We start from the raw sequence: 20,092 nt of genomic DNA, 5'->3' as shown, positions 1-20,092 counted from the left end.
CTCTCCCCCTTGTCCCCATCCTCATAACTCTTTCCTCGGCGACACGAAAACAGACAATGCTTGAGGGATAACGCGGAAGTGGGCAGGGGTGTAAGTTGTGATTTCACCATCGGTATTGATGGGACGCGGCTTGCGGGTATACACTTCAATTTCTTGACCATTCAGGGTGCGGACATTCCCCGAATTAGTGTGTCGTCCTTGTCGCATACCGGGCAATAAAGGAATAATTTCCCACCAATGCTTAATCTCTAAACTGTAGAGGTCTAGCCTTTGATCTTCGATTGACGCATCATGAGCCACCGCCATTCCACCACCGTAATAACGACCGTTACCCACAGCAATTTGCACTGTTTTCACCTTGACCGATTCGCCGTTGAAACGAATTTCTGCACTAAAAGGTCGAGATTCCCAAATTACTTGCAATGCGGTAGCAGCGTAAGCAAACACTCCCCATCGACGCTTGGCTTCTTTGGTAAGTCGCTGGGTAATTTTTACACTCAGCCCCAGACTCGCAACGTTGAAAAAGTACTTGCCGTTCACACACCCCAAATCGATGCGTCGCACTTCACCATGAGCGATAATATCACAAGCTTTGGTTAGAGAGTTGGGAATTCCTAAAGTTCTTGCTAAGTCGTTGGCAGTTCCCAAAGGCAAGATTCCCAAAGGCAACTGGCTAGTTACTAAAGCATCTACTGCCGCATTTAAGGTGCCATCTCCACCACCAACGATCGCCAAGTCAACTTCATGTTGATGACGTTCGATAACGGACGGTATTTGCTCGGCATTTTCTGTAGACTCCTCTAGCAAATCAAAACCCAGTTGTTTCAGGTAATTGATTGCTTCGGACAGACTATTTTGTCCTTGACGGGCGTGAGGATTTACTAACAGCAGTGCGCGGGTACCCATCTGTTTAATCCTTTGTAGTTTATATCTAGAATTATCCACTTTTCCCATTTCCCTGGTTTAAATTTTCTCTCAAACCGTGCTGGGGCTATTATGAAATATATGAAAAATTTGAGTTTACCACGCTTATTATACCGTTATTTTACTCGTTGTTTCGCTGCTATTTTTTTTAGTTTAACTTTCCTATGCTGCGGTCTTTTGATACCTGCTAAATGGGGTAATCACTCAAAAAATAATTGCGAAATAAAAGTTTGTGTTTCTAATACTGGTATTCACTCTAATATTATCGTGCCAACTGAAAATCGAATTTTTGATTGGCATCAATATTTATCTATAGATGAAATTGGTATAGATCGTGCTAAAAATTATAATTATTTAAGTTTCGGTTGGGGCGATCGCGATTTTTATATGTCAACTCCTTCTTTGGCAAATCTCAAACTTTCTACTACATTGATTGCGCTATTTCTTCCCACTCCTTCTGTCATGTACGTTAAAGGCTACCAAATAATACCCAACGATCTAGAGGTGAAATGTATTAAAATTAATCAAAACGATTATTGGCAATTAACGAAGTTTATTGAATCTAGTTTTCAAATTGATGCCAATGGCAGGCAAATTCGTTTAGGTAATGGTTATACTGATAATGCTGGATTTTATGCGGCAAAAGGCAGTTACTCGATATTAAGAAATTGTAACTCTTGGACAGCCGAAGGTTTAAGAAAGGCTGATATAAGTACTCCTCTTTTGAGTGGACTTTCATCTGCAATTATGTTGCATTTAAAAAGCAACTGTAAATAATTATGTATTTTTTGGCTGACGTAGACAAAAGCCTGATGCTTTATCATCTCTCGTTACAAGGCTCTGGCAGGAAAAAAGCCAACAAGTGCAAGAAGTCTAATGCACTCCTCAAGCAGCAATAAAAGCAAAAAGATGTTACACCGATTTCAATGGGCAAGAACTACCATTAAAATCAAACAGTAAAAACTGGTGTGTTATATGTCAACGAAAAAACAATTCAGTAGCTTTGAAGAGATGCTGTCAGGTTCTGATTTACCGGTGTTGGTAGATTTTTATGCTGACTGGTGCGGTCCGTGTCAAATGATGGTGCCGATTTTAGAGCAAGTCAATGCTCAACTCACCGGAAAGATGAAAATTGTCAAAATTGATACTGAAAAATACCCGGAGTTAGCCACTGCCTACGAAATTTCGGCTCTACCGACGTTAGTATTATTTAAACAGGGTCAGCCTGTCGATCGCATTGAGGGTGCAATGGGCGCACCGCAATTAGTTCAGCATCTACAAACGCTGATTTAAGAATTATATCATGCCCGACAAATCATGCATATTGTCGAGACGTTCCATCGCAACGTCTCGACGACGGTTGCGATATTTTTATTAGTGTTGATTAAACGGACATGATATTATGGGTAATTGGTAATATTGCTTTTTACCTATTACCCATACAATTGTATAAGAATGCACTGCTCTGATAGTTAGGCTGCTAAATTGACCGCTCATAGCGATACTCTTTCAGAGTCACTTCGTGAACGCACTCTATGGAATCCGAAGATAAAATAACTTGGTTTAATAACGGAAATAGTTACACTGTCGAAGAAAGAAGAAGTTGGTACAGTGAGGTAGCAGATGCTTACAACCGGGCAAGACCACGCTATCCGATGCAGCTTGTTTCTCGTGTTGTAGAATTAGCTGAACTTGATCAAGAGGCAATTATTCTTGAGGTGGGATGTGGTCCGGGAACTGCAACTACATCGTTTGCTGAATTGGGTTTTTCAATGATCTGCATTGAGCCAAGTTTAGCAGCTTGCGAGTTAGCACGACAAAACTGTTCTCAGTATTCAAACGTAGAAGTTAAGAATACCACATTTGAGGAGTGGGAGTTAGAACCGGCGAAATTTAATGCGGTGCTTTCAGCGAGTGCTTTTCATTGGATTCCCGCAGAGATTGGCTATCCGAAAGCTGCTGATGCATTAAAAGACAACGGTTCTCTGATTTTGATGTTGAATATGCAAGTTCAACCTAATTACGAAGTGTACCAGGTTTTGCATCAGGTTTATCAGATACATGCTCCATCTTTAGGGCAATATGAAACCAGAGAAACTCAGGAAAAGAATTTTAGAAGCTTTGGAAAGTTTGCTATTGACTCAGGTCGCTTCCACAATTTAGTCTCTGAAGAGTTGGTTTGTGAAGTCAGCTATAGCGTTGATGATTATTTGACGCTTTTAAGTACTTATTCACCGTATATCGCATTAGAACCACAGAAGCGGGATTCTTTGTTTGCAGATTTGAAGGAAGCGTTAGATAAAAAATGTGGTGAGAGTGTTGAGGTTTCATTTCTCTCAGGTTTTCATATTGCCCGAAGAATATAGCGGTTCTCATTTGAATCACATACATGTTCAAAAAATAAATGTAGAGACGTAGCACAGAATAGTCTCTACACCGCGTATTGCACACAACCGAGAAGCGCTATATAGTTTATCAAGAACGATGGGTTTTATTTGCTTTTGTAGAGACGAAGCATGTGGAACGTCTCTACGTCTTTTCTGGAGATATCTAATATATAATTTATGGCGAATATGGGAAAATAAAACCAATCAACGCGCAACTTAAGTAAATCTATGCATATCGGTCAAATACTTCGCAACCGATACAAAATCAGCAAAACTCTGGCAAGCGGTGGATTTGGGGACACATATTTAGCCGAAGACATCGATTTACCCAACCATCCCCAATGCGTAGTTAAGCACCTCAAGCGCAACCCCAACGCAAAAGTATTACAAATCGCTAAATTATGAAGCGTAACGAAATAACTCTAATTTGCCGTCACGCACCTTCAGGCGATCGCTACAAATAATATCAATGGTGCGTTATGCTTCGCTAAGGGCACCCTACAAGATTTTTACTCGAATTGTTCATCTGCGATCGCTCTTGGTATGTTGGGAACCTGGTTTACTCCCCAATATAAGGGATAAATTCCTTTTTTTACAAATCGATGAAAACTTGAAAATTTCCAATCTTTGGGAGAAGCACACAAACCATGTTTGACGGGATTGTAATGAATATAATTATAATGCGCTTGAAAATCTTCCTCATCACGAATTAAATGTTCCCAAAATCTCTCGTCGCTATTCTGCGCTCTTCCGTACAGACAGACGTTCCACTCAGAGGCATCTCTACCGCTTCTGCTGACTTACGATCGCCGCACATTCAAGCAACACCATTCTTTACGGCGCCACAAGGTAGCAACTACCCAACCGTTTTTTTCTAAGGCATCAGCAACTGATTTCGATTGTTCTAATAGAATACCACTGAAGATACCCCAAGTGGTCGTTTTGGCGATCGCACTCATTTGTGGTACTAATTCGATAATCACATCGGCTAAAATATTGCAGACAATTCCATCAACGGGCTTTTCTAGCAGTTTCACTAAAACATCTACGCTTCCCTGTGCTGTCACCACCTTTTCGGCATTAATATCGTTGAGGATGCAATTGCTGTTAGTTGATTGTACTGCCAAAGGGTCGGTATCTACGGCATAAGCTTTTTTTGCTCCCAGAAGCAGTGCCCCTATGGAAAGGATACCAGAACCGCAGCCGATATCTGCAATTACCACATCGTGTTTTTGGGCGTTTACATCTGCGAAAGATGGTGGTACTTCAGCAAAACGCATTTCTAAGGATTCTAAACACAACTGAGTTGTGGCATGGTTGCCTGTGCCAAAAGCAACACCTGGGTCTAACTTAATTACCAGCCGATCGCCTAAAAGTGGTAAAGGTAGCCAAGCGGGATTGATGAGAAAGCGATCGCCTATTTCTTGGGGTTGCCAATGTTGTTTCCAACTACTTGACCAATCTTCTTCATCAATTATCTGCCAGTGCAAAGTTGGTGCAGACAATCCGACACACAAAGCATCTTGACGCAGCCATAATGACAATGCTGCCAAATCTAGTAACTGCGCTTGAAATTGGGGCAAGTAACCCCGTACAAAACAAGAATTTGCTTTTGTTTCACTTGCAGTACCACGACAGCCAAAACTTTCCAAACGCCAAAAGATAGATTCTTCTAGGTCTGGTTCACACAGAATTTGTAATTCCCACCAGGTGTTTGCCACAAGAGAAAGTTAGAAGTTAGAAGGAGCGAAGTTAGAAGGAGCGAAGTTAGGAGTGAGGAGTTAGGAGTTGGGAGTGGAAAGTGGAAAGTTAGAAGTTAGGAGTGAGGAGTTAGGAGTTAAAAATAAAAAATTCTTTACTATTAATTTTTAACTCTTCATTCCTCACTCTTAACTCCTAACTCCTAACTCCTAACTTCTAACTTCTAACTCTTTAAAGTGTTACCGTGTACGCATCCCTAATTCCCGGCACTTTGATAATTTCAGTCAAAATGCCATCGGGTAAGGGGTCATCGATGCTGAGTGCCATCACAGCATCACCACGAACGATTTTTCTACCTACTTGCATACTGGCAATATTGACATTAAAACTGCCGAGTAGGGAACCGAGTTTACCGATAATTCCCGGCATATCACGGTGTAAGGTGAATACCATATATTGGCTGGGGGGGACGCTAATCGGGAAGCCATCAATATTGGTAAGGTAGATTTCTCCGTCACCTAACAAAGCACCGGTTACAGAATGAGTACCCAAAGAACCTGTGGCTTCGAGATGCAGGGAACCTGCATAGTCTTTAACTGAAGCATCCCGCGTTTCAATGACGCGAATTCCGCGTTCTTTTGCTTCGATAGTGGCATTAACGTAGTTTACACGTTCGCGTAGAGCTTGGTAAAGTAGTCCTTTGAGGGCAGCGACAACTAAAGGCTGACTTTTGTTGGTTGCGAGTTCTCCTTGTAACCGCACGTTCAGTAATTCTACTCGTCCGCCGGCTAGCTGTCCGACTAGTCTACCTAAGGTTTCTGCGAGTTGCATGTAGGGTTTAAGTTCTTCCAAGACATCGGGATTAAGTCCGGGAATATTTACTGCTGAACGTGCTGCTAGTCCTAAAAGGACATCGCGAATTTGTTCGGCAACATCGATTGCCACATTTACTTGTGCTTCGGTGGTGGAGGCGCCTAAATGAGGAGTGAGGATAACTTCTTTCCCAAGCGATCGCAACTTAGATTCTCCCAGAGGTTCAGATTCGTAAACATCCAAAGCTGCCCCGGCTATTTTACCTTCAGAAAGCGCGGCTGCTAAAGCGTCTTCATCTATGATGCCACCACGAGCGCAGTTAATTATCCTGGCATTTGGTTTCATTTTCGCCAATCTCTCGGCGTTGATTAAATGGGTAGTTTCCGGAGTTTTGGGGATGTGTAACGTGATATAATCAGCTTGCTGCAATAGCAAATCCAAATCGACTAATTGACAGCCTATTTGCTCGGCTCGTTCTGTGGAAATGAAAGGGTCAAAAGCTAACAATCTCATTCCCATTGCTCTGGCAACACCAGCTACATGAGAACCGATTTTCCCTAAGCCGACAATACCCAGAGTTTTTTTGTATACTTCTGCACCCACGAAAGTTTTGCGATCCCACTCATTGCGTTTGACAGAAGCATTAGCATCGGGGATGTAGCGAGATAAAGATAACATCATTGCCAGGGCGTGTTCGGCGGCGGCGATCGTGTTACCCTCAGGAGAGTTAACAACGACTATACCTTGGCGCGTGGCTGCGGGAACATCGACATTATCGACACCGACACCAGCACGACCGATAATTTTTAATTGCGTGCCCGCTTCGATGATTTCTTTGCTAACTTGAGTGCCAGAACGAATCATCAGCGCATCATATTCACCAATGATTTCTATCAGTTCCGCTGGTTTGAGATTTGTTTTAACATCGACAGTGGCAACTTGGGAGAGAATGTCAATCCCAGCTTGGTCAATTGGATCGGAGACAAGAACCTTAGACATGATTGCTGATTTTATAGCTAGAGATATCGCTGCACAAGACTTTTAAGTTTAATATTTATGCGTCGCCATTGAGCAAAAATTATTCGTTTCACATCAACCAAGGCTTTACTTACCTCTCGTGATGATGGTTTTGAGAGCGTTGGGTAAAGGATGATGTGGTGCGTGCCTCCTATTCTGACGATTGGCGATTTGCAACCCTGTGGGTGAGTATAAACGATTAATAGCGCCAAATTCTATATGTAATATTTATATATTTATAAACATTTCTTAGTTTTGTGGGATTGGGGCAATGGGGAGTACCGCAAAGAGTGCGGAACGAACTGGGGTTATGAGGGGTATATTTGTTGACGAACCGCACAGACCAGAAAACGCTCATAGCCAGAGGAAGAGAAATGAAAGTAATGAATGCAGAATTGTCTACGTAGGTAAATATCAACAAATATACCTTCGTAGTGAGCGATCTTCTCGCTCATAGCAACGATTATAAGGACTTTAGTCATTACCCACCTGAGATTTTAATCTCAGGCTCATAGCCAAAGTCGTCGTGTAGTATAAAAGTGAAAGAGAATACTTTCAGTATGGAACTTGGAGATTTGTAAATGAAAGTAATGAGTGCAGAAATGTCCACAAAAGAATTGAGAGTGCGATTAGTGCTTTATCACGAAGCTCGCTTTGAAGCGATCGCACATTAGTGCCAAGGCTGTAAAGCTACTATTTAAGGAATTAGTTAAAAAGATTTATTTAGAGTGAAATACTAGCTAATGCCTTACTTGACATCAGTCGGTGAAATCCGTTCTCTTGTTGCTGAATATACCAATAGCCCAACTTTATGGATAGATACAGAAGTAGCTGATTATAAAAGTAAAAATCCGAGATTATCGCTGATTCAGGTATTAGATGATGCCAAAGATATGAGTGGCGATCGCGTTTATCTTTTGGATGTATTAGATCAACCCGATATCATCGCTGACTTTATTAGCCAAATTATGCTAAATCCTTCTATTGAAAAAGTCTTTCACAATGCTAGCTATGATTTAAAACTTCTTGGTAACAAAAAAGCTAAAAACATTACTTGTACTTTAGAAATGGCAAAAACAATTCCCTACTATATATTGCCATTGTCCAACTATCAACTAAAAACTTTAGCTCTGGAACTTTGTAACTTTAACAATATTGATAAACAAGAACAAAGTAGCAATTGGGGCAAACGACCCCTCAGCGAAGAGCAAATAGAATATGCTTGTCTAGACTGTATTTATCTGGCTCAAGTCCACCAACGTTTGATAGAATTAAATAAAGAAATAAACCCTAACCCAGCAACAGAAGATTTAACATCACTCGCAGCTAGATATCAGCAGGTTCAACAACAATCTAAACTGGTAAATTCCGAGTTAGAACATCTGCAAGAACGAGTTAAACAAGCCATGCAAGCTCAGAATGTATCGGAAACCTCAGATTTTAAACTTACTAGCTACGAACGGGAAACAGTCAAAGTAACGTTTAGAGAATTGGCAAGGCTAGTAGAAACCGAAGGGATTAATTTAGATTTTCCGATTACAGTGACGAAGAAACTAAAGACGGATTTAGGAGAAAATATCGAACAATTGTCTGTAGATACCGAAAAAACAACTTTATGGCGATTAACTCCTAAAATTGAAACGGATGATATTGACAAGGAATAAATAATATTTGTCGATAATTGCCAGAAATCACAATTTTTTTGTCATAAATAAACCAAAATTCCGTATAACCAAAAACATGAAACACTGATACTAACTACATAAAATACCCTTTTGATGAAAAGTGAAGAAAAGAGGGAACGAAAAAGTTTGGATAACCGTTAATCAAAGCTATGGAATATGAGGAAAGCCTGTCAATTGACTTTGCACTTCATGCAAAAGTTAGTATTATTTTTTAGTTGCAGTAATTAAATTTTGGTACTAATTTAATCCAGGCGTAATCGCGGTTTGTAGTAAATTATGAGAGTGTGGTTATTTGAACAAAAGTGGACAGGGGTTGGAAAAGCATTTGCCATCACTATGCTTAGTGCATTTATCGTAACTGCAATTATTTCCTGCGGTAACAACAAAAGTGTATTGGTAACAGAAATAAAAGTGAGTCCTCCAAACCGTCGAATTGGTACAGCATCGAAAGCTGGGGACTTTTATATTCAAGGGCAAAGTCAGCATGTAAAAGGAGACTCCCAAGCAGCGATCGCAGCTTATACCCAAGCGATTAACCTGAATCCTAACTATGCTGAGGCTTATAATAGCCGAGGACTTGCTTATTTAGATGTGGGCAATAAACAGGGAGCGATCGCCGATTATAACGAAGCCATTCGTATCAATCCCAACTTTGCCGAACCGTATAATAACCGAGGAAATGCTCGTGCTTCAAATGGAGACAGCAACAACGCGATCGCCGATTACACCGAAGCGATCCGCATTAATCCTAACTATGCTGAAGCTTACAATAACCGGGGAAACGCTCGTTCAGCCATGAAAGACATAAACGGAGCCATTGATGATTTCGATCAAGCGATTCTCCTTGATTCTAAATATACCATAGCCTACAATAACCGGGGTAACGCCCGCGCTGCCAACGGAGATCCTCAAGCAGCGATCGCTGATTATAACGAAGCCATTCGCCTCAATCCTAACTTTGCCCCAGCATACAACAACCGAGGCAACGCCCGCGCTGCCAACAACGACAAACAAGGAGCAAAAGCCGACTTGCAACGCGCTGCAACTATTTTTGAGCGAGAAAACAACAAAGAATTATACCAAGAAGTCATGAACAATCTCAAAGAATTGGGGCAATAGGTAAAAAAGTTAGGAGTTATGAGTTAAGAGTTAGGAGTTAAAGAAAGTAGCGGTAAAGTTACCCAGCCTATACTAAGAAGTTATGAGTGATGAGGCATGTAGTAAATAAAAGTTGTTAATTCCGCTCCTCGCAACTCCTAACTCCCAACTCCCAACTCCCAACTCCAAACTCCCAACTCCAAACTCCAAACTCCTAACTCCCAACTCCCAACTCCTAACTCCCAACTCCTAACTCCTAACTCCTAACTCCTAACTCCTAACTCCTAAACATTAATCACCGATCCGATACATTTCTTTAGAATCGTTGTAATTATCATATTTTCTATCACCTTGCATGAACTTGCTCATGGATGGACTGCGATGAGTCAGGGTGATGATACTCCCCAAAGAACTGGTCATCTTACTCTTAATCCTGTAGTTCACATGGGCTGGGAGTCAATAATTTTTCTTTGCATTGCTGGTATTGCTTGGGGACAAATGCCCGTCAATCCCTCAAAGTTTCGCTCTGCAAAGCTAGGCAATATTATAGTATCCGCAGCCGGACAGCAGTAAGGGAGTAATTACTCTTCCACACCAACAGTAATCTTTTTGCTGTAATACTCAGTCTGAGCGTACACACTAATAATGCTTTCACCAACTTCAAAAAATGTGCCTTCCTGCTCATATGCAGAAAACTGCAAATTGGGGTATAACAATGCTAGTTCTTCCGCAGTCATAGCTTTCGCTGACATTTCATCTGGCAAAAGTCCTGTAGAACCGATGTAAAATACTAAGGGAGAAATTTTCTCGCGGTAGATTTTCTCTGCATACTTCTCTAGCTTCTTATTCGCTGCCGTAAAAGCTGTAATTGTTTCCTCTTTACTAACAGGATTATGTAAGACCCGTATCAAGCTATCAGCACCAATTTTTGACAAAATAGCTGCAACTATTTGATTATCCTCAAGTCCGAGAAAGTCATCAAAAATCAACTTCATCAAGTCATCGACTCTCGTAATTTTCGTGCGGGATGATAATTGCTTGTGACGAAAAGCGATATTTTCATTTAAAGCCATTTCAAAAGTCGGTTTGACGAAAATCTCTCCGGTTTCTTTGTCATAAACCTGATACATCCTATCAAGGAATTTATTTGCGGAATGCAACTTGCCGAAATTGAGTATGTCTTTGCTACCAATATCAATCTTATAGCTTACTCGTAAGTCAACAGTACCGTTAGCTACAGCTTCTTGGATGTCGGTGTATTCGTTGGTTGTCGGGAAGTTGATGTAAAGATTTTTGGAGAGATAGTGCTTTTTTAACTCATCCAATTGTTCTGGTAAAAATACATCTGACTCTTCTTTCAAATGCGCGGAAAGAATACTACAAAGTACTTTAATTTGTGCTAATTCATAGAACAAATCATCAATGCTGCTGTAACGTTCATCAAAAGAGACTAAAGGTAAATTCTCTAGGTTGATGGTATACTCACTCTTGAAGTCAAATTTATCAGTTTCCAGTATCCCTGCTTTTTTAAGCAAGTCAAAAGCTTTTTTATTGCTGATTTTGACTTTGAGTGACTTCACATTTACTTCGCCATCACTGACAATTGTATAATTATTAAAGGCAGCTAAATCATTTACCAGCAAACCTGCAACTTCAATAATCGGGGTTTTGTCATCAGATTTGACAAGCTTGACTTTGCGACTCACAAGCATATTGATAGTAGCGGTGTTGTGGTTAATTTCAAATCCACCCATCCCAACATATTCACCAATATCTATATATTCTGTTGTTAGCCAAGGCTTGACAAGATTGCCATTTTCATCTCTAACACCATTTACCCGTTTGATACCTTTTCTTTGATAATTGTCTTGCAGGTGTTTGAGATTGATGATGATGTTGCTGCGATATTCTTCAAAGATTTTAATCAGTTCTAGCAGGGAAATTCGATTATTTACTTTGACTTTATCCAGAATTTCATGCTCGTGCAATATATTAGGATAAAAGAGGGCAATTTCGATATCTTGGGCAAAGTTAGCGATTTCTTGATTGGTCAGGGCTTTGGCATGTCTTTCTGTTAAAGTAGCATTAAAAGTGCTAGCGATCGCATACTTGGCTGTATTCAAATTACCCTCAGCTAAATTAGCCTTGGCAAATACATACACAGACTCATCATTTTGTGCGATCGCCACATCTTTAAGTTGTTCGTAAGCATCTTGAGAAATCTGCTTATATTTATAGATAACTCCGTCATCTTCTGGCTTAATTCCAAAGATTTTTAACGTCTGATTTGTACCATTAATTTTATTTGCACTTCTAGAAAAGAAAACTTGATAACTATAATCAGCAGCTAAAGTTTCTTCCATCGCTGGTGCAACTGCACCACCTAACAGTTTTGAAGTGCTGTAAATCGCGTTATAAACTTCTTTGACATCACCAGCTTTAATACAAACACCTGAGACAGTGTTGGCAATTTTCGACAACAATTTAAAGTCAGAAGCATTGGAATAAGCGATGGTATTGACAAAAACATCCATGCTTTTGAGTTCTTCGCATATCTCTAAGAGCGCTTTAGCTTCTGCACTAGGGCTGCTATCATTTGCATAACCGTCACTGTGCAAAGTTATAGCGGTAAGTTCTTCTTTTTTAATCAGCGATTTTGCCATCTGCATCCCTTGAGATATGCAGGTAAGATAAGTAGCGGTAATTTTTTTTATTTCTTCTAAATAAGGCGAATTTTGTTTCATCACTTCTTGAATGGGAACGCGCTGGAAGTGACACGTTACGTCCTTTTTGGAAGAATAAGATATCAAGGTGATAACTAGCTGAAAGTTAATGTATTCATCCAGCGTTAAAAGCTTGATTAAAGTGTCTTTCAAAGCCGCAATATCATAAGACATCGAGCCGGATCGGTCGATGATGATAATACTATGGGCTACGGCTTTCTCGCTAATTTCAGCATTGATTTGCAGATTTACTTTATCTACTAAATAGTATGCTTTTTCCTTGCCAGCTAAGTTATAAAGCGTGAATCTTGTTCGGTGATTATTGGTAGATTTGCTGATGCTATTTTTTGAATTTACAACTGTGTTTTTCGCTGCTTTCTTCGCCATATTTCTACCTTCCCCGGTAATGGTTAAAAATCAATGTTACTCTACTGTTTTGAAGCATCACATTCATCAATAAAACCTTCTTGAAACCTTTAAATTTTGAGGGTAAACATGCAAAATACTGTGCATCAAAAGTTACGCTAGTTCAATGCTCAAATGGCACACTAAAGAAAGTGATTGTGTGGTGATGTTTGCGTTGACAAAGAGTGCTGGATGTGAATTTATCTCTGACAACATTAGACATCTCCAGAAATGAACTATGCGTTGTCCAGAACCCTTAAACCTCTCCGAAAATTAAATATGCGTTGTCCACAACCCTTGTAGAGACGCGAAATACGAAGTCTCTACATTGTTTTCTGGAGATGTCTATTTAGGCATCGCTTTACATGTTTGCGTTACCCACTTATCGAATGTTGATATATTTATAGTACTAACGTACTAGTAAAATGTCAAGTCGGGGTGGACTAAGAAACCCGCTTTGTCTGACAAAGCGGGTTTCTTGGGAGATATCATTTTTAACTCAGCACTATTTAGGCGCCTGGTCTGAAATAATCGAGGAGGCGATCGCCTGAATCAGCGCGAATCAAAGCCACAACTACATCAGGTAAAGCTGTTAAACTGGGGTACACCAAATAGCGTGGTTCCCAACGCGGGCGAAACTTTTCTTTATATGCGTGCAACCCTTGGAAGTTGTAAAATCGATTTAAATGCTCGTAAAGATAGTGCAATACCCTCTCTAATTTGCGCGATTCCTTACTATCACCAACCCCAGCCAAAGCAGAAAGACCAAAATTAAAGCTGTCGTAGCCCTGTTCTTGGAAATGCTGCAACATACTAATAAATAGAAAGTCCATCGTGCCGTTCTCGATAGACTTGCGGTGTCGCATCATATCATTAGTGACTTCGTTAAGCTGATACTCTGAGACAATGTTAGTAAAAGCGCTAATTTCACCTTTGGGGGTGTGTACTACAGCGATTTCACACTCTTGCAGATAATCTTCGTCAAACCAACCCAGAGAGAAGTGCTTTTCTGAACCTTGAGCCATTTGTAACCACTCATCGCTGACTACTTTTAGCTGACGCAACAAATCTTTAGAAATGGGTGGTTGGTAAAATTTAACTTCATATCCTTCTTTGGTTAAGCGATTTAGTGTTGGTCTGAAGTTTTTACCTGCTTTCCCTTGTAAAGTAAAAGTTTTCAAGTCAACGATCGCTTCTTCGCCAATCTTCAGCACTCGAAACCCCAAAGACTTGTAGTAATCTATATTATCCGGCAAAGTTTGGTAAAAAGCGGGATACCAGTCGTTACGTTCGCAAAACTGCTGAAAGCTAACCAAAACCTCTTTTCTGTCTTCAGTTGGTCCGATGGGATCTCCTAAAGCGATCGCACCTCGTCCTTTAGGAACGTAAGCAATTACACTGCGACCTGAAGGACTAAAATAGTAACTTTTATCACTTAATAATCCAAATGCTGCTAAAGAAGAGCATCCATACTTTTCCACAATATCTCTAGCTCGTTGCCGTTCGCTGGGGATAGCCGGATTACGCATAAATACGGGTTGCAATAGCATCACTAGTGCAACCGTAAAAGTCCCCGCCGCAATGATATATATAGAATTGGCAAAAAATTCTCCGAAGTGCGTCTTGGGTTGCAATCCCCAATTATCTTCTGTAAAGAACATTGCCAAAGTCTGAAGTATGGCTTCACCCCAATTAAAATTCTCCGAAAATTTGCCGTCTAATAAATAAAATCCAATAGTTCCATATGCCACAGTAAACAGCAAAGCACCGATTAATACTCTAACTCCTCGCGCAATCGAAGGACGGTCTGATTTTGCTGTAAATACATGGCGCATTAAAAGCAATTGTAATAACAAAACTCCCGAAAGTAAACTTTCTTCGTAGTCAAGTCCTTTCAGCAAATGACTGAGAATAGAAATCACTAATAAACCAACGGTAAGCAACCAAGCAATTTTTTTTCTTCTTAATAAATTAGTAGCAAGTGTTAGCAAAACAAACCCAGTCAGTGCTGCAAATATATGACCACTGGCACGAATTTCAAAGGGGAAAAATGCCTTTAACCAGTGATTTCGCTCGTGTATGTTCGGTGTGACTGCTGACAGCAAGTTCACAACTCCGACTAGTGCTGTCAGGAAAGCTGCACTCCAAAGTCCAATCCGAGTTTTTAAGTTATTAGTCATTAGTCAAAAGTTAGGAATTGGGTAGAGACGTTCGGAACGTCTCTACGGGAGGTGCGGTAGAGACGTTCCGTTGGAACGTCTGTACAAAAAAAGCGGTAGAGACGTTCCAACGGAACGTCTGTACAGAGTTAGAAATTTTTTGCTTATTAACTCTTAAGTTCTTTGAATTGTTGCCCTACATAAGATAGCGAATCTTTGAGATGTTTGTGAAAGTAGTTCCAGCCGACATCTGCACCAGATAAACCATGTCCTCCTGGAAATGCATAAAATACGTGAGAGATACCCAATTTGGTTAAGGTTTCGTGGAAGGTTTTGGTAGATGCTAATAGATCGCGATCGCTCTTACCTGCATCTAAATACACCCTTAATCGCTTCCTATCATTAAATGATAACTTTTGGACAATTTGTTGGGGGCTATTTTGCGAACCGCTGTCATCGGTAAAGTAACCACTATGGCTAAACAGAATGTTAAAGTTATTGAGATAGCGTAACCCAATATTAAATGCACCCCATCCTCCAGAAGAAAGACCTCCCAACGCCCAAAACTGGGGTTTCTCTAAAGTGCGGTAGCGTGACTTGACCAATGTTACTAATTCTAAACCAATTAATGTTCCGATTTTGCCATTAGGACCATCATAATAATCGGGGTCATAGAAAGGACTCGAACCACGCAGGTCATTGCCATCAGGTGTAATTATAATACAAGGTGGCAATTTTTCGCTTTGATACAATTCATCAAGTACGTTCAAAATACCATATTTATCAACATAAGCACGGGCATCATCATGACCCCCATGTAAGAGAAATATCACCGGATAGCGCTTGTGGAGATTCTTTTGATAGTCAGGTGGCAAAATTACACCGTATTGACGTGTATCCATTGCTTGACTGTTAAAGCTTTCTAATTCAAATTTTAACTTTGTCGGTGTCTCTACTTTTGGCGCATCTAGTTGCGGTGCCCCAAGTATAAAAACGTAATAATAACCAGTTGCGGTCAGAATTGCGATCGCACTCGTAATGCCAACTAAAATTCTTGATATTTTCCTCTTGGCAGTATATATTTTCAATAAATTGCTCATCTAAATAATATAATGTCAGGTAAATTGCCGATGTCTTGTAGAGACGTTCCTTTCGTAACGTCTTTACGACGGTTTTAATAATATCGCTAATATTTAACGATTTTGAGTATCTTTCTGTGGAATAGAATCCAAGCGATCGGCAGCGTGTGCTATTTGCGATATTCTAAATTGTTCCCCGACAAAAGTTAAAGAATCTGCCAAATGTTCTTGCCAATAATCCCAAGTGTGACTTCCGGGAAACTGACGAAACATATTATAAATTTTCAGTTGACTTAATACTTGATTAAACTCTCTGGCATCATCAAGTTCTTCAGTATCTGATTTACCCGCATCCAGATAAATTCGCAAACGTTTATTAGCTTGAGTAGGAATGGTTTTAATATAAGTTATTGGGCTATTTTCTGCGCCACTTTTATCTTGAAAATAACCACTATGACTAAATAAAATCGAGAAGTTATTAATGTTATGCAATCCCACATTGACTGCACCCCAACCACCAGAAGATAATCCACCCATTGCCCAAAAATCGGGATTGGGTAGTGTTCTGTAGCGACTTTGCACGACTTTTACCAGCTCCGATCCAATCGCTGTAGAAACTTTGCCGTTAGGACCATCGAAATATTGGGGGTCCCAATAGCGACTAGAACCACGTTTATCGTTACCATCTGGAGTGATCACAATACTGGGTGACAACTTGTCTGCTGCATACAATTTTTGTAAGGTGATTAATGCTCCTCCCTTTTTGGCAAACCAATCATTAGGATTTCCGTGTCCACCGTGGAGAAGAAAAATTACCGGATAGCGTTGATTTGGGTTTTGTTCATAGTCAGGAGGTAAAGAAACGCCATATGTACGACTTCCACCCATTGCTTCGCTATCGTAGGTTTCTATTTTGTAAGTTAGGGGGGTAGCTAAGACGCTAGCGCTTGGTTGGGGAGGTAAAAGTGGTGGCTGTGCTTTGACACCTTGCGAGTTACAGCCAACGAGAGTTAGCACGGAAATTAACAGCAGAATTTGAGGTATTTTGTAGTTCATAGTTTTAAAATTAAATTTGGTTATTTGTTAGTAGTTAGTGGTTAAAACTCTTTTATTAGTCTCGCAAGTTGAAATTTGAAACCCTCTTTTCAGATTAGTCCGCGCACCATCCGGACTTTGTACGCGCAACGCCTTTCCTTTGGAAAAATACTCCTTGTAAGGAAAAGCTTATATAAATGATGTGTCAATCTTGTGTCAACTGGATGGAAAGTTTGCGACTGTTAAAATATTGGTTATTTGTTGTTTATGAGTCAATACGCGGGCGTGTTAAGGATTTTTGGTATTGATTTCGGCATGTAGAGACGCGAAATTTCGCGTCTCTACACTCGTATTTCGGGCTGAACTGAACGGTATTGGTTTATGAGTTGACAAAAAATCTCTAACTGACTTGAAAAAGGGTAAAAGGGGAAGAATAGATTTTTCTGCGTCATGATGTAGGCAGTAATCTGATGTCCGTTTAATTAACAGTAATAAAAACCTACCCTCGTAGAGACGTAGCAGTGCTACGTCTCTACAGTATGTGCGATCAGCCTGTCATGATATAAGTCGGCTATTTAACACTTATACCTGGAAATACTTACGTTTATGCTGAAGAAAGTCCGACTCCACTTTAGTTCATTATTTGGTTTGCTACTGCTGCTGCTTTCGCTGTGGGCGATCGCTTTTGAATTACATCAGTATAATTTTCATGATGTCCTCAACTCTTTAACAGCAATTCCCAAAGAACGTTTAAGTTTAGCGATTTGTTTGAGTGCCTTGGGTTATGTGGTAATGATCGGCTACGATATCTTGGGCTTTAGTTATATTAATCGTACTCTTGCCGCGAAAAAGATAGCTTTTACTAACTTTATAAGTTCTGTTTTTAGCAATACTATTGGTTTTGCTTTGGTGACGGGTAGTGCTATTCGTTATCGATTTTACTCAAATTGGGGAGTTTCGCCACTAGCGATCGCTCAAATTATTGCTTTTGCTAATTTTACTTTTTGGCTGGGAATGTTTGCCGTGGCTGGGATAATGTTCCTCGCTAACCCGCTAAAAATTCCCACCCAACTGCATTTCCCTTTTGCCACAGCACGTCCCATCGGCGTCATTTTCTTACTCCTGGTTGCGGCTTATTTGTTGGGAAGTCTTCTGATTAAACAACCTTTAGTGATTCGTCAGCAAGAGTTTCGCTTTCCTTCTTTCCAAATATCCCTAGCGCAAATAGCCGTTTCCAGCTTTGACTGGATTTTAGCCGCAGCGATTCTCTATCCCCTGCTACCCGCAAATACACCTTTGTCGTTTTTAGATTTTTTGGGAATCTACTTGTTAGCAATGTTCGCTGGTGTTGTCAGCAACGTTCCCGGTGGTTTAGGAGTTTTTGAAACGGTAATTTTGCTGATTCTCTCCCCTAAAGTTTCACCTGCGGCAGTTTTCGGTTCATTACTAGCATATCGCGCAATTTACTACTTCTTACCTTTGCTAGTAGCCGCAGGCTTACTGGGGCTGTATGAATTAAAGTACGCAAGAAAAAAAATCATCAACAAAATGTGAAGTTTAGCTTTTCTGTGTCAACTGATTCTGATAAGTTAATTACACAGTTTAATTTACAATGCCTTTTAGGCTTCTTTATTAATTATTTTATTATTATGGCGCTTATAGTTCAGAAATATGGTGGCAGTTCTGTCGGTTCAGTTGAACGTATTCAAGCTGTGGCACAGCGCGTCTACAAAACTGTGAAAGCCGGAAATTCTGTCGTTGTCGTGGTTTCGGCAATGGGTAAAACCACCGATGGACTTGTGAAACTAGCGCACGAAATCTCGAAAAATCCCAACCGTCGGGAAATGGATATGCTACTTTCGACAGGTGAGCAAGTATCCATCGCCGTGGTAAGTATGGCATTGGATGAACTCGGACAGCCGGCGATTTCTCTCACTGGCGCTCAAGTAGGAATTGTTACCGAAGCCGAACACACCCGCGCCCGAATTTTGGATATCAAAACCGATCGCCTAAAACGCCACCTCCAAGAAGGTAAAGTTGTTGTTGTCGCTGGATTTCAAGGTATATCCAGCTTGGAATCATGGGAAATTACAACTTTGGGACGTGGCGGTTCCGACACTTCCGCAGTAGCTTTGGCAGCAGCATTGCGGGCGGATTTTTGTGAAATTTATACAGACGTGCCAGGGATTTTAACTACAGATCCGCGTTTAGTTCCGGAGGCACAGTTGATAGAGGAAATTACCTCAGATGAAATGTTGGAACTTGCCAGCTTAGGGGCAAAAGTACTGCATCCCCGTGCTGTGGAAATTGCCCGCAATTACGGCGTTCCCCTCGTGGTACGCTCAAGCTGGACAGATCAACCGGGTACTTGGGTCACTTCCCCAAAGCCACAAGAGCGATCGCTTCTGAATTTAGAAATAGCTCGTCAGGTGGATAATGTTCAATTTGATACCGACCAAGCAAAAGTAGCTTTGTTGCACGTACCAGATAAACCAGGCGTTGCAGCGCGGTTATTTGGAGAAATAGCCCGTCAAAATGTCGATGTAGACTTGATTATTCAGTCAATACATGAAGGCAATACAAATGACATTGCCTTTACCGTAACAACACCAATATTGAAGCGTGCCGAAGCCGTAGCAGCAGCGATCGCTCCAGCACTGCGAAGTCAAAATGGTGCATCCACAGAAGCCGAAGTCATGGTACAGCAGCAAATCGCCAAAATCAGCATTTCCGGGGCAGGAATGATTGGACGTCCCGGCGTCGCGGCTCAAATGTTCATCACCCTTGCAGAAGCCGGTGTGAACATCCAGATGATATCTACTAGCGAAGTGAAAGTAAGTTGCGTAGTTGACGCCGCACAATGCGATCGCGCTGTTGCCGCACTCCGGGAAGTGTTTGAGATAGAGGATGACTTGGGGACAGGGAGACTAGGAGGACAAGGGGGACAAGGAGGACAAGGAGGACAAGGGGGACAAGGGGGACAAGGAGGACAAGGGGGACAAGGGGGACAAGGAGGACAAGGGGGAATTTCTTTCTTGTCCCCCCCCTCTCCCTTTTCCCCCCCCC

At 41.0% G+C, this 20,092-nt stretch carries 16 protein-coding genes; 9 read left to right on the top strand and 7 right to left on the bottom strand.

The window, feature by feature from the left end:
- Positions 1-21: 21 nt before the first annotated feature.
- Positions 22-906 carry a lipid kinase gene (locus OGM63_RS19790; protein WP_263747375.1) on the bottom strand — a complete coding sequence of 295 codons (885 nt, stop codon included), beginning with the start codon at positions 904-906 and terminating at the stop codon, positions 22-24.
- A 90-nt stretch (positions 907-996) separates the two neighbouring features.
- On the opposite strand from OGM63_RS19790, the gene OGM63_RS19785 reads away from it, so the two are divergent.
- The 4 genes from OGM63_RS19785 (at position 997) to OGM63_RS19770 (ending at position 3,716) form a co-directional block, all read left to right on the top strand.
- Entirely contained in the window at positions 997-1,701 is a 705-nt protein-coding gene (locus OGM63_RS19785; RefSeq protein ID WP_263747374.1) for a TIGR02117 family protein, read from the top strand.
- A gap of 198 nt (positions 1,702-1,899) precedes the next feature.
- On the top strand, positions 1,900-2,217 hold the full coding sequence (gene trxA / locus OGM63_RS19780; RefSeq protein WP_263747373.1) for a thioredoxin: 318 nt from the start codon (positions 1,900-1,902) through the stop codon (positions 2,215-2,217).
- Between the two features lie 242 nt (positions 2,218-2,459).
- Positions 2,460-3,290: a class I SAM-dependent methyltransferase gene (locus OGM63_RS19775; RefSeq protein WP_263747372.1), complete on the top strand. Its 831-nt coding sequence runs from the start codon at positions 2,460-2,462 to the stop codon at positions 3,288-3,290.
- A gap of 249 nt (positions 3,291-3,539) precedes the next feature.
- Complete coding sequence (locus OGM63_RS19770; RefSeq protein ID WP_263747371.1) at positions 3,540-3,716, top strand: hypothetical protein; 177 nt, start codon at positions 3,540-3,542, stop codon at positions 3,714-3,716.
- A gap of 395 nt (positions 3,717-4,111) precedes the next feature.
- On the opposite strand, the gene prmA is transcribed toward OGM63_RS19770, so the two are convergent.
- Entirely contained in the window at positions 4,112-5,032 is a 921-nt protein-coding gene (gene prmA / locus OGM63_RS19765) for a 50S ribosomal protein L11 methyltransferase (protein ID WP_263747370.1), read from the bottom strand.
- 211 nt (positions 5,033-5,243) lie between these two features.
- Complete coding sequence (gene serA / locus OGM63_RS19760; RefSeq protein WP_263747369.1) at positions 5,244-6,824, bottom strand: phosphoglycerate dehydrogenase; 1,581 nt, start codon at positions 6,822-6,824, stop codon at positions 5,244-5,246.
- 761 nt (positions 6,825-7,585) lie between these two features.
- Here serA and OGM63_RS19755 point away from each other — a divergent pair.
- The 3 genes from OGM63_RS19755 (at position 7,586) to OGM63_RS19745 (ending at position 10,198) form a co-directional block, all read left to right on the top strand.
- Complete coding sequence (locus tag OGM63_RS19755) at positions 7,586-8,506, top strand: ribonuclease D (RefSeq protein WP_263747368.1); 921 nt, start codon at positions 7,586-7,588, stop codon at positions 8,504-8,506.
- A 297-nt stretch (positions 8,507-8,803) separates the two neighbouring features.
- A complete protein-coding gene (locus tag OGM63_RS19750) occupies positions 8,804-9,646 on the top strand; it encodes a tetratricopeptide repeat protein (RefSeq protein WP_263747367.1) in 843 nt (280 codons plus the stop codon).
- Between the two features lie 360 nt (positions 9,647-10,006).
- Positions 10,007-10,198, top strand: a complete 192-nt coding sequence (locus OGM63_RS19745) for a zinc metalloprotease (RefSeq protein WP_263747366.1) — start codon at positions 10,007-10,009, stop codon at positions 10,196-10,198.
- 8 nt (positions 10,199-10,206) lie between these two features.
- On the opposite strand, the gene OGM63_RS19740 is transcribed toward OGM63_RS19745, so the two are convergent.
- The 4 genes from OGM63_RS19740 to OGM63_RS19725 all read right to left on the bottom strand — a co-directional run bounded on the left by OGM63_RS19740 (position 10,207) and on the right by OGM63_RS19725 (position 17,047).
- Entirely contained in the window at positions 10,207-12,735 is a 2,529-nt protein-coding gene (locus tag OGM63_RS19740; RefSeq protein ID WP_263747365.1) for a vWA domain-containing protein, read from the bottom strand.
- A gap of 527 nt (positions 12,736-13,262) precedes the next feature.
- Complete coding sequence (locus tag OGM63_RS19735; protein ID WP_263747364.1) at positions 13,263-14,933, bottom strand: phosphatidylglycerol lysyltransferase domain-containing protein; 1,671 nt, start codon at positions 14,931-14,933, stop codon at positions 13,263-13,265.
- 146 nt (positions 14,934-15,079) lie between these two features.
- The gene (locus OGM63_RS19730; RefSeq protein ID WP_263747363.1) at positions 15,080-16,012 is read right to left on the bottom strand and encodes an alpha/beta hydrolase; all 933 of its coding nucleotides are present in this window, start codon (positions 16,010-16,012) and stop codon (positions 15,080-15,082) included.
- A 93-nt stretch (positions 16,013-16,105) separates the two neighbouring features.
- Positions 16,106-17,047, bottom strand: a complete 942-nt coding sequence (locus tag OGM63_RS19725; protein WP_263747362.1) for an alpha/beta hydrolase — start codon at positions 17,045-17,047, stop codon at positions 16,106-16,108.
- 585 nt (positions 17,048-17,632) lie between these two features.
- Here OGM63_RS19725 and OGM63_RS19720 point away from each other — a divergent pair.
- Positions 17,633-18,580 carry a lysylphosphatidylglycerol synthase domain-containing protein gene (locus OGM63_RS19720; RefSeq protein WP_263747361.1) on the top strand — a complete coding sequence of 316 codons (948 nt, stop codon included), beginning with the start codon at positions 17,633-17,635 and terminating at the stop codon, positions 18,578-18,580.
- 95 nt (positions 18,581-18,675) lie between these two features.
- On the top strand, positions 18,676-20,092 hold a 1,417-nt coding region (locus OGM63_RS19715), incomplete at its 3' end, for an aspartate kinase (RefSeq protein WP_263747376.1).

Source organism: Plectonema radiosum NIES-515 (assembly GCF_025753815.1).
Lineage (GTDB): Bacteria > Cyanobacteriota > Cyanobacteriia > Cyanobacteriales > Nostocaceae > Hassallia > Hassallia radiosum_A.
The sequence above is the reverse complement of the archived record's forward strand: the minus strand, read 5'-3'. Positions and strand labels throughout refer to the sequence as shown.